8 protein-coding genes and 1 pseudogene are annotated in these 11,538 nt (G+C 46.2%); 4 read left to right on the forward strand and 5 right to left on the reverse strand.

Features of this window, described 5'->3' with window-relative positions:
• The 5 genes and pseudogenes from FOT42_RS17665 to FOT42_RS17685 form a co-directional block, all read right to left on the reverse strand.
• Positions 1-252, reverse strand: a pseudogene (locus FOT42_RS17665) (F0F1 ATP synthase subunit beta); the annotation flags it as partial.
• A 163-nt stretch (positions 253-415) separates the two neighbouring features.
• Positions 416-3,178 (reverse strand): TonB-dependent receptor, encoded by a 2,763-nt coding sequence (locus FOT42_RS17670; RefSeq protein WP_151891762.1) that lies wholly within the window; start codon positions 3,176-3,178, stop codon positions 416-418.
• 207 nt (positions 3,179-3,385) lie between these two features.
• A complete protein-coding gene (glmS, locus tag FOT42_RS17675) occupies positions 3,386-5,233 on the reverse strand; it encodes a glutamine--fructose-6-phosphate transaminase (isomerizing) (protein ID WP_151891763.1) in 1,848 nt (615 codons plus the stop codon).
• A 130-nt stretch (positions 5,234-5,363) separates the two neighbouring features.
• Positions 5,364-7,190 (reverse strand): DUF4270 domain-containing protein, encoded by a 1,827-nt coding sequence (locus tag FOT42_RS17680; RefSeq protein ID WP_151891764.1) that lies wholly within the window; start codon positions 7,188-7,190, stop codon positions 5,364-5,366.
• A 5-nt stretch (positions 7,191-7,195) separates the two neighbouring features.
• A complete protein-coding gene (locus FOT42_RS17685) occupies positions 7,196-8,005 on the reverse strand; it encodes a glycogen/starch synthase (protein WP_151891765.1) in 810 nt (269 codons plus the stop codon).
• A 102-nt stretch (positions 8,006-8,107) separates the two neighbouring features.
• Here FOT42_RS17685 and panC point away from each other — a divergent pair, with 102 nt between their 5' ends.
• Genes panC through FOT42_RS17705 form a run of 4 tightly spaced genes read left to right on the forward strand, consistent with a single transcriptional unit; the run spans position 8,108 to position 11,457 of the window.
• Complete coding sequence (gene panC / locus FOT42_RS17690; protein WP_151891766.1) at positions 8,108-8,956, forward strand: pantoate--beta-alanine ligase; 849 nt, start codon at positions 8,108-8,110, stop codon at positions 8,954-8,956.
• A gap of 12 nt (positions 8,957-8,968) precedes the next feature.
• Positions 8,969-9,319 (forward strand): aspartate 1-decarboxylase, encoded by a 351-nt coding sequence (gene panD / locus FOT42_RS17695; RefSeq protein ID WP_151891767.1) that lies wholly within the window; start codon positions 8,969-8,971, stop codon positions 9,317-9,319.
• Positions 9,320-9,321: 2 nt separating this feature from the next.
• Positions 9,322-10,287 carry a lysylphosphatidylglycerol synthase transmembrane domain-containing protein gene (locus FOT42_RS17700; protein ID WP_151891768.1) on the forward strand — a complete coding sequence of 322 codons (966 nt, stop codon included), beginning with the start codon at positions 9,322-9,324 and terminating at the stop codon, positions 10,285-10,287.
• A gap of 24 nt (positions 10,288-10,311) precedes the next feature.
• Complete coding sequence (locus FOT42_RS17705) at positions 10,312-11,457, forward strand: alpha/beta hydrolase (protein ID WP_151891769.1); 1,146 nt, start codon at positions 10,312-10,314, stop codon at positions 11,455-11,457.
• Positions 11,458-11,538 lie beyond the last annotated feature (81 nt).

Consider the following 11,538-nt stretch of genomic DNA (forward strand, 5'->3'; position numbering starts at 1 on the left):
TATGGGCATTTGTATGGGGTTTCCGGTAGCAACTACCTCAACTCCCCTACTCAAACCATCTGTTGAGTCCATGGAAATGGTCCTTACGGTATTTTCGCCAATATGCGATTGTACCTCCAATACCAATCTGGAGCCATTGGCTTTTGTAATCTCAAGGGAGTCGTAAATTCGTGGAATCACCGTCCCCGATTCAAACTCAACATCAATGACCGGGCCTATAATTTGGGCAACCTTACCTGTAACTTTAGACATTAGTGTGTTTATTTTTAATTGAATACACAGAAAAAAACCGTTTTTTTTCCGGCTGCAAAGATATGCTTTTCCCTTTTTATTAAGAAACCGATTTTTTGTTTTTTTGAAAAGAAAAAAGGCACTGAAAAATTCAGTGCCCTTCTATATATTTTAAACTTGTTGTTTAAGGGTTGATGGCCCAGGAAACATAGTAAATGGACCCTACGTTACCTGTACCAATGGCACTGAAATATTCATCACCCAACAAGTTGGAACCGCCCACTTTGAACACCGACTTGATGCTAGGCACGGAATAATTGATCTGCGCGTCCAATACGGTAAAAGCGGGAATATCGCCATCGGCGAAGGATGCTTCCCAATAGTAACTGTCGCTCCACCTGTAGTTCACATTAAAGCCAAAGTTCTTGAAAAGTGCCGCATTGCCAAAAGAGGCTTTTACCTTGTGTTTTGGAGTGTTGAAATTGGTCCTTAAATCTGGGTATTTTCCTTCATCAATGTCTAACTCAGCAAAGGTGTAATTGACACCTAGGTCAAAGTTGCCAATTTTAGTGTCCACACCCACTGTCCCTCCATACGAATTGATAGCTGCATCAGAGTTGGTATAGGTCTGGTAGATTTGATAATCCCCATTTTGAAGCGCCAATAGGGAGAGTCCTCCATCCCCAGCTTCTCCATAGAACGGAACAGCAGTGGTCGTGTTCGCCAAGAAATCGGAATAGCTGTTGTAATATCCGCTCAAGTCAATGGTAAACCTATTTACTTGGGCCCTGTAACCCACTTCAAAAGCCGTGATTTCCTCTGGTTTCACCAAGGGTGTGTTCACTGCTTGAGGAGCACCGGCCTGTAATGAGCTGGTAGAGTATGCATTTTCATAGGCAGCACGGCCCACAATTTCTACAGTGGCAGGCTGACCCAAATTATCTTGTGCTGCTTGGCTAATATTGAACGTTCTCACATCCCTATCTAAGTTAGCGGGTGCTGAACCTACCAAAATGGCTCGGCCTGCATTTAACCCAATGAAAAGATCCTGGGTGGTCGGGTTTCGGAAACCTTGTTGAACCGATACGCGGATATTATGGTTTCTGTTATCCCCAGCGGTGTAGGCCAGCGATAGCCTTGGCGAAACAAATCCATCAAAGAACTCGTTTTTATCGTAACGGGCAGAACCGGTAAACTTCAACCGATCATCCAAGAATTTCTTCTGGAGTTGTACATAGGCTCCATATTCATTATAGGAAATAGGTCCATCGATATCGGTAAAAATAGTTCCGTTGGAATTCAGCACATATTCCCTGAAAGAGCCGCCGACTTGCAGATCGGCCCAGTTATCGATCAAATGGGCAAAGTTGTAATTCCCGTTGATGTGGCGGAATTTGGTCTTATCGATAAACTTGGCGCCGGTGGTCAAGTCCCCATTATTGGTCACTTGGTTGAACGCACTTTCAAATCCAGGTGTTCCGGGAATCAATCTTCCAGTGTCGGCAGATTGTCTTCCTGCAATATGTGCCTGTTCCGATGCCTGCTCTGGGGTCAGCCCTCCTTGTTGGATCCCACCAAGATAGGTAGGGATGTATGCAGAAGCATAATCTGTAAACCATTGTACATCAGATTTCCAAGCTCTGTTTATATTGATGGCCGCAAAACGGGTATCATAGGCATCGCCTGAATTTTCAGAAACAATATAGCCTCGAAGGAAGAAATTTTTGTTCTTGATCTCCAACTTGTGCTGTTGCATGGTAAACCCGCTCACCGCATAGCGGTTCGCCCCTTGATAAATGGTGGTTCCACGACCTATTCTACTGTTCAAGATGATTTCAAAATCATTGGCAAAGGGTCGGTAATGGAGTGCAAAATCAGATTTTACACTTTCTGCGCCATAATCGGCCAAATCGGCCTCGTCATATCCAGTCCTGGAAATCACTGCTGAGCCTACAGTACCTGTGGGTAATCCTGCAGCAGCATCAAAGTTCAGGTTGGTGGATACTTCATCCCCATACACGTTCAATCCATCATAAGCAGGATTGGAACGGTCGGCCCCGGGATTGTTCAGGTCCATTCTGCTGTTGGCGTGCCAGTCCTCACCGGTCAACACCGATAGGTTGGCCTTAACAGCCACCTTATCACTAAAGGCGTGGGCCGCTCTAATGCCAAAGTCCTTGTAAAAATTGCTCCCAGCGGCATCCTGTACCGTGACCCCGCCTTTGGCGTAGGCACTTATCCCTTGAAAATCAAATGGATTTTTACTGTTCATGAAAAGGATACCGTTGAAGGCTCCTGCACCATAAAGGGCAGAAGAAGCTCCTGGAAGGATCTCCACGCTCTGCACATCCAGTTCGGACATCCCCACCAAGTTACCCAAAACGAAGTTGAGCCCGGGCGCGGTGTTGTCCATTCCGTCCACCAACTGCAAGAACCTGTTGTTGGCAAAAGTGGCAAAACCCCTTGTGTTGATGGACTGGAAAGTCAAACTGTTGGTGTTGATGTCCACTCCTTTCAAGTTCTGCAAGCCTCCATAAAAAGATTCGGAGGTAGTGTTTTTTATCTCTTTGAGTCCAAAACGCTCCACGGAAACCGGGGACTCAAAAATCCGTTCGGGAGTCCTTGACGCTGAGATAACAATCTCGTCCAATAGAGTAGAGGCTTCAGCTAGGGTAATGGAAAGGTTCTGGTTATTGGCGGTGACATTCGCCACAAAATCCGAAAATCCGATACTTGTTATCCGAAGTTGGAACGGAGGGGTCTGTGAGGTATTGAAGGTGAAGTTCCCATCAAAGTCGGTGACGGTCCCTTCGGTTTTTCCCACCAAGACCACATTGGCCCCAGGGATGGGCTGGCTATTTTCATCAACTACTTTTCCTTGGACGGTTGTCTGTGCATTCGAGACCACACCAATCAGCATAAGGAAAATGAACATTAGTCTTTTCATTGGCTCTGAATTTGAGTTAAATTTGGTTTAAGTATCTGTTAAGTAACTTAGATGGAAGATACATTTTTTTTCATTTGATTTCTACAAATATGGAAAAAATTATGCATGCATAATACTTTTTTGGCAAAATTCCATATCCAAAAATACGGTATCAATAAAAAAGGCGCCCATATTGGCGCCCTTTATTTGAACATATGTCTTAAAAAATCACTCCACGGTGACCGACTTGGCCAAATTCCTTGGCTGGTCCACGTTGCATCCCCGCATCACGGCAATGTGATAGGACAGGAGCTGCAAGGGTATGGTGGTCAAAAGCGGCGAAAGGCTTTCGGAGGTTTCCGGCACCTCGATCACGTGATCGGCCAACTCCCTCACCGATACATCCCCCTCGGTGACGATGGCAATGATCCTTCCCTTTCTGGATTTGATTTCCTGTATGTTGCTCACTACTTTTTCATAGTGTCCCTTTCTGGTGGCAATGACCACTACGGGCATTTGCTCATCGATCAAGGCAATGGGGCCGTGCTTCATTTCGGCCGCTGGGTACCCCTCTGCGTGGATGTAGCTAATTTCCTTTAGCTTCAAGGCTCCTTCCAGAGCCACTGGGAAATTGTACCCCCTGCCCAAATAGAGACAGTTGGGCGAATCCTTGTAAATATGGGATATTTCCTCAACAATTGGGTTGGACAAAAGTGCTTTCTCCACTTTTGCGGGAACGCTTTCCAGTTCTGTGAGGTATTCATGGTACTTGGACTGTGACAAGGTTCCTTTCTCATGGGCCAACTTCAGGGCGATTAGCGTCAGTATCGTGATTTGGGTGGTGAATGCCTTAGTGGACGCCACTCCAATTTCCGGGCCAGCGTGGGTGTAGGCTCCTGCATCGGTCTCCCTAGCTATGGATGAACCTACCACGTTGCATACCCCAAAAACAAATGCTCCTTTCTCTTTCGCCAGTTTGATGGCTGCCAAGGTATCGGCCGTCTCTCCCGACTGCGATATGGCAATGAGCACATCCTTTTCGGTGATGACGGGATTCCTGTACCTAAATTCGGAAGCATATTCCACTTCTACGGGAATACGGGCCAAATCCTCAAAAATGTATTCTGCCACAAGTCCGGCATGCCACGATGTCCCACAGGCCACAATGATGATCCTGTTGGCATTGAGGAATTTTTCCAGGTTTTGATCGATCCCTGCCATTTTGATAATGCCCTTGTCCGCCAACAAACGGCCCCTGTAGGTGTCCAATATGGCCCTGGGCTGTTCGTAGATCTCCTTCAGCATAAAATGCTCGTACCCTCCTTTTTCAATTTCCTCAAGGTTGAGCTGTAGTTCCAGGATGTTCGGGTAGGCAATGGAATCGTCCTTGATCTTGCGCAATTTGATTTCCTTGCCAATCCGCACAATCGCCATTTCCTCATCTTCCAAATACACCGCATTGTTGGTATATTCGATAAATGGGGAAGCATCGGATGCAATGAAATATTCGTTCTCACCGATGCCAATGGCCAATGGACTTCCCAGTTTGGCCACCACGATCTCATCGGGCTTGTTCTTGTCAAAAACGGCAATGGCATAGGCGCCAACCACTTGGTTCAGTGCTATTTGGACAGCCTTTCCGAGTTTGACTCCCTCTTTCTTCTTTACTTCCTCTATCAAGTTGACCAGCACCTCGGTATCGGTATCGGACTCAAACGTATAGCCACGCTTGATCAATGCCTGCTTGATGGAATCGTAATTTTCTATAATACCGTTGTGGATGATGACCAAATCCCCGGAATTGGAAAAATGGGGGTGCGAGTTTACGTCGTTTGGTACCCCGTGGGTGGCCCATCTGGTATGTCCAAGTCCCAATTTTCCAGAAATTGAAATGGAAGTTTCTGTCTTTTGCTTGAGATCTTCGACTTTTCCCTTGGTCTTGGAAAGAAGGGTGTTTTCCCCGTCGTAAAGTGCGATTCCCGCACTGTCATACCCTCGATACTCCAGCCTTTGCAGGCCTTTTATTATAATAGGATAAGCATCCCGATGGCCAATGTAACCTACAATTCCACACATAAGATTTTTTTTAGTTAATGTCCACTATTGGGGGATAATGATCATCAAATTTAAAATCTCTTGGGCAAATTCAATGCATACGTTACGTTAAAACGACGAACGTCCAAAAATCCTCTTTAAGTGGTAGCCATCAATTGGCCTCTGTGTAGAAAATCTCGAGTTTTAGTTTCTTTCCCGCTTCTCCAGAAGCCACATTGCTTCCATAAAGTACTGTTCCCAAAGGACTAATTGCAGACATTACCGGGTAGTCCACCTGGCCGGACGCATTGCCTACTGCTTCTTGCACGTTGGGAAATGAAATGTTGGATGTGAGTGTAAGTGCCAGTTTTGCATTGGTGGAGTCACGGACAATAATGTTGTTGATATGCTCCGTTATCCTTATGGTATATTTTATGCCTTTTCCGCCTTCCTTCTGTACAACACCTCCGTGATTGGTATAGTAGTTCAATGGGTTTGGCGTAGTATTCGGGGTGTTTGCCTCGTTAGCGGCATTGTACAGAGGGAACCCTGTCTCCGCATTGAAGAGATAGAGCCTGGGAGGCTCCTCCACAGTCCCTCCCGAATTATCCAAGGTTTCCCTATCCACATAAAACACCAGATTGGCCTCATTGATGATCCAATTATTGGCCCTAATCTGATCTATGAACTGGGACCCTCCGTTTTCCAATTCATCAAAAAGCCTGATTTCTGCCAACATGGCTCCACCTTTCACATATATCCTAGGTGCATTTTCCCCATTGTCCATTGCGTTCGCAATATCCGTTGGGAACACCTCATTTTCAAAGACATTGACAGCATTCCCTGTAACACCGGAATTTGTGTTCATCATAAGTCCCAGCACAAAATCCTTTTCTGCGGTCACAACGGTCTCTTCTTCCGTGTCGTAGTCTTGATATTCATAGGTGACCGTAATGGTAGCCTCGGTAATGTCCAATAGGAACATGAGCTCCTCCATATTTGTCCCGGAAAGATGGATTCCCCTGAAAAAGTTCCTGAAGTTAGAGTGGTTCAGCAATTCTGGCCGTCCCTCCATATCCAATAGATTGGTCTGGAAAAATTCGTTGTTCAGCGGGATACGGATTCCGGGGGACAATTTTGTCTCTATTTGATCAGATTCGTCCACATCTTCGGTTTCTGGGTCGTCATCCTTATAGGAAACAATGATGTCCTCATTGCTGATGGTAACTTCACCACTGCCAATAAGTTCGCCGATAAAACCTGAAAAATCATGGTTGGAATAGTACTCTTGCGCTTCCTGAAAACCAGAATTCGGGTCTAAATTCCTTAGAAAATAATTTGACCGTGAAACATTTAGGTTGAAGGTTGCGGCCCTGTCCCCATAAATACTGTCCAGATCATATCGTTTGATATAGTTGTTGGCCACAAAGTCGTCCCCTGTTCCATCATCGTTGGGATCGAAAGGGTTGGATCCAATGACCCTTTCCTGATTGTCCGTGACACCGTCCCCGTCCCAATCGGAATTGGGATCGTTGACATCCTCCCCATCTTCAAACTCATCGTCGACCCCGTCACCATCACTATCACCCGAAGGGGGCAACTGGAAAGGGATATAAAGGTAGACCTCCTTTACCGTTTCGTTTTCCCTGACCGTGGATGCACTGTCGTCAGAATCGGCATTGTCCTCAGCAGCCTGGGTAAGATCTCCAAAGGTAGGGTTCTGAGTGGACAAGGTGACCTGCGAAATGATACTGGCCGTCCTTTTCCCATAAATAGGGTCGGTAAAGGTTCCCAACTGGTAGAGCGGCAACCTATTGGTCTGTACCGCGGTTATCCCTTTATTGTAGGCAAAAACTCCATATTCAACTTTTCCCGTGGTAAAGGGTTCGCCACCCACGACACCTTCACCTAAGGTGTTCAGTTCGTCTTCACAGGAAGCCATCAGTAGAAACAAAGTTCCAACCAAGGTTGAAACTTTAATGATTCTGGAAAATCTCATGCAATTTATTTTAAAACCTCCGTTTTATAGAAATTTGTGTATGCCTCTTCTGCTTCCTGAAGCGAAACATAGGGCAGTACGGGTTTGGAAAGATTGGCTATATGGTCCTTCAGATCCTCCGACATATCCTCCGAGGCTAAAATAACGGCATCGGAATAATCTACGGCAACCTTTAACAAATTATTATAGTCGGGATGGGACAGGGAAGAAATATCGCCCTTGTCGATCCCATCAAACGAAACCTTGTTGATCATCTCGCTGTCCAATTCGCCCTCATATCCCTTTCCGTAGACCGATGTAACGATCTTACTGTCCGCGAACAACGGTTCGTCGGCATAGTATTTTCTAAGGTATAACGGCAGCAGGGAGGCCATCCAGCCATGCACATGGATGATATCCGGTGACCAGTTCAACTTTTTGACGGTTTCCACGACGCCTTTGGCAAAAAAGATGGCCCGCTCGTCATTGTCCGGAAACAAATTTCCTTCCGAATCCTTGAAGGTCGCCTTTCGCTTAAAATATTCCTCGTTGTCTATGAAATACACTTGGATACGTTCCCTTGGAATGGAGGCCACCTTAATGATTAAGGGCATATCCATGTCGTTTATGACCAAGTTCATCCCCGATAAGCGTATGACCTCATGCAATTGATGCCTTCTTTCGTTGATATTTCCATATCTTGGCATGAAGATGCGTATTTGCCCCCCATTGCTGTTCACCATTCTCGGTGCTTCGTACGACATTAAGGAAACTGGATTCTCTGGGAGGTATGGAACTAATTCAGAAGATACAAACAATATCTTTTTACCATTCATAAACACTTTCTTTTGTTTATCTGAAAAACGTAGCTGCAAAAGTACAAAAATTATGCTGATTACCAGTATTTATAGTATTTTTGCACGCTTTCAAACCTTGACATGCACGTATTTGACCATAAAAAGGAGCTGGTTTCCTTCTTGGAGGGAGAGCGAAAAAAAAACCGTACCATAGGGCTTGTGCCCACTATGGGCGCACTGCACAAAGGGCATGTCTCGCTGGTGGAAAAAGCACTTTCGGAGAACGATCTGGCCGTTGTGAGCATCTTCGTGAACCCCACCCAGTTTGACAAAAAAGATGATCTGGAAAAATATCCCAGGAGCCTGCAGAGGGATATGGAGCTGTTACAAAGGGAATCCGATCAAATTGTCATCTTCGCCCCATCCACTGAAGAGGTCTATGGCAAGTCCGTAAAATCCCAATCCTATAATTTTGATGGATTGGACAAGGTGATGGAAGGCGAGTTCCGGGCCGGGCATTTCAATGGTGTCGGCACCATTGTGGAGCTTTTGCTGCGAACCGTTTCCCCGGACAGGGCCTATTTTGGCGAAAAGGATTTCCAACAGCTACAGATCATCCGAAAAATGGTGCAGATCAAAAAACTGCCCTATGCCATTGTTGGCTGCCCCATAGAACGGGAGCCCAACGGACTGGCCAAGAGCTCCCGTAATGAACGCCTCTCCGAAACGACCAAGGAAGAAGCAGGGTTCATCCATCAAACACTGTTGACCGCCAGATCAAAATTTGGCACGGAAAGTGCAAGTGGCATCCGGCAATGGGTAAAATCGGAATTTGAGAAAAATCCCGTGTTCAGCTTGGAGTATTTTGAGATAGCCGATGAGGACACGCTGACACCCATGCTGAAAAAACAGGGCGACCAAAAATATAGGGCGTTCATTGCCGTTTATGCCGATGGTGTCCGCTTAATTGATAATCTAAGATTGAATTGATAATTTTGCACCATGCAAGTAGAAGTTGTAAAATCAAAAATCCATAGGGTAAAAGTCACTGGGGCCGACCTAAACTACATAGGCAGCATCACCATTGACGAGGACCTTATGGACGCGGCCAACATCATCAGGGGCGAGAAAGTGCAGATCGTCAACAACAATAATGGTGAACGTTTGGAGACCTACGCCATTCCCGGACCCAGGGGGTCTGGCGAACTCACACTGAACGGTGCCGCCGCCCGAAAAGTGGCCGTGGGCGACGTACTCATCCTCATCACCTACGCCTGGATGGACATTGAGGAAGCAAAGGCGTTCAACCCGTCGTTGGTCTTCCCGAACGAGACCACCAATCTACTCAACTAATTTTGGGCAGCTCCCTTAAAAAATTCCTGAAGATATTTGTTCCCATAGCCTTTGGGCTGTTCTTGGTCTGGTATTCCTACAGTTCCACCACGCCCGAAGAACGCAAACAGATCATCCATTACATTTCCAATGCCAGCCCGTTTTGGGTCGCCGTCTCCGTGGTCATGGCCATCCTGAGCCATATCTCCAGGGCCATCCGATGGAAATACCTTTTGGAGCCCCTTGGTTACAGACCAAAGACACTGAACAGTATCCTCATTGTCCTTATCTCCTATTTTGCCAATTTGGGGATACCTCGTTCCGGTGAGATCCTAAGGGCCACCGCACTGACCACCTATGAAAAAGTGCCCTTTGAAAAAGGGTTTGGCACCATCGTCACCGAAAGGGTCATCGATTTGTTGATGCTGTTGCTCATCGTAACGGTCACCTTGGTATTGCAAACGGACATTATACTTGCATTTTTGGAGGAAAAAGGAGTGAACATCATAGGCGCCGTGGGTATACTTTTGGTGGGAATAACGGGGCTTTTTTTGGCGACGTACATCATCCGAAGATCCAAATCGCCCTTTGTGCACAAACTCAAGACATTTTTGAACGGTCTTAAAGATGGTGTGCTGAGCGTTTTCAAAATGAAGAAAAAGTGGCCGTTCATTTTCCATACACTCTTCATCTGGGTCGCCTACGTGGGCATGTTCTGGGTGATAAAGCATACCGTGGCCGAGACCATGTCCCTTTCCTTGAGCGAACTTTTGGTCGCGTTTGTGGCCGGTGCCTTTGCCATGTCCACCACCAATGGCGGAATAGGCCTCTACCCCATTGCCGTGAGCGCGGCCCTGGGCATCTTTGGCATCAGCTCTGTTTCAGGGGATGCCTTTGGGTGGATCATGTGGATCGCGCAGACCCTCATGGTGGTCGTTTTCGGTACAATATCCTTCATCGTATTACCGTTATTGAATAGAAATCGGTAACCCCAGCCGCACAAAACTTAACCAATGAACAAAAAACTACAATTCCTATTGTTGGGCTTGGTGTGCTTCAATGTTGGCGCCCAAGTCAAACAAGAGATCTTTGAATCCTTCAAACTACAGGAAAGAAGGAACGTCTCCTATTATTTTCCAGAGGACTATTCCGAAGAAAAAAAATATCCATTGCTGGTCGTATTGGATGCCGAGTACCTTTTTGACCTTGTGGTGGCCAATGCCAAGTTCCAAAGCCGTTTGGACCGCATGCCCCAGGTCATTGTGGTGGGTGTGGGACAGGCCGAGAACGATATCCGACTGGAAGATTGTGCCCACGAGGAAATCTCGGGACTGCCCTCCGATAAGGGTAAGATGTTCTATGAGTTTTTGGGCACGGAGCTCATCCCTTATTTGGAAACCAGCTACAACATTGCCCCTTTCAAAATGTTTGTGGGGTATGACATCACTGCCAATTTTGGAAATTATTACCTGTTCAAGGACCGTTCGCTCTTCAATTCCTATGTGAGCATATCGCCCACCTTGGCCACCGAAATGGAAAACCGGGTGCCCGAACGCCTTTCTGCACTGGACCAAGTGATCTTCTATAACCTGATCGTCGAAAAAGAACCTTCTGACGATAGGCAGCGTATCCTTCAGATGAACCACAGCATCAATTCCATCACCAAGGAAAGTCTGCACTATTTCTTTGATGAATATGAAAATGCTGACCACACCTCAATTGTGGCCTATGGTATCGGCAAGGCTTTTGACAATGTCTTCAAAATATTCAGGCCCATCAGCCCCGCCGAATACAAATCGGAGATATTGGCCTCAGAAGAACCCGTGTTCAACTATTTGGAAAACCGGTACACCACCATAGAAAAATTGTTTGGCTTCCAAAAACCTGTGGAACTCAACGATATCATGGCCATCTATGCCGCTTGCCGGAAGAAGCAGGATTACGAATCGCTGAAACCCTTGTCCGATCTGTGCAAAAAGGAATTTCCAGACACCATGATGGGCTTCTATTTTGAAGGGGAATACTATGAAGAGATAGGCGAGCCCAAAAAAGCGTTCAAAACGTTTGAAAAAGCCTTCCAGATGCAGGAGATCGACTTTTTGACCAAGGACATGGCCCTGGAAAAGATAGATGCGCTGAAAGCAGACTTTGGGTACTAAGACTGTAGGTCTTTAGATTTTCAGGTGGTTAGATCTTGTATATTCAACTGTAATAGTTAAGACTTAATCTGACAATCTTAA

Source organism: Flagellimonas hadalis, from assembly GCF_007785775.2.
GTDB lineage: Bacteria > Bacteroidota > Bacteroidia > Flavobacteriales > Flavobacteriaceae > Flagellimonas > Flagellimonas hadalis.

Excerpts from the sequence above, each read along its gene's own strand:
- FOT42_RS17670 (WP_151891762.1), bottom strand. The coding sequence starts at position 3,178 with ATGAAAAGACTAATGTTCATTTTCCTTATGCTGATTGGTGTGGTCTCG.
- glmS (WP_151891763.1), bottom strand. The coding sequence starts at position 5,233 with ATGTGTGGAATTGTAGGTTACATTGGCCATCGGGATGCTTATCCTATT.
- panD (WP_151891767.1), top strand. The coding sequence starts at position 8,969 with ATGCAAGTAGAAGTTGTAAAATCAAAAATCCATAGGGTAAAAGTCACT.
- panC (WP_151891766.1), top strand. The coding sequence starts at position 8,108 with ATGCACGTATTTGACCATAAAAAGGAGCTGGTTTCCTTCTTGGAGGGA.
- FOT42_RS17705 (WP_151891769.1), top strand. The coding sequence starts at position 10,312 with ATGAACAAAAAACTACAATTCCTATTGTTGGGCTTGGTGTGCTTCAAT.
- FOT42_RS17680 (WP_151891764.1), bottom strand. The coding sequence starts at position 7,190 with ATGAGATTTTCCAGAATCATTAAAGTTTCAACCTTGGTTGGAACTTTG.
- FOT42_RS17685 (WP_151891765.1), bottom strand. The coding sequence starts at position 8,005 with ATGAATGGTAAAAAGATATTGTTTGTATCTTCTGAATTAGTTCCATAC.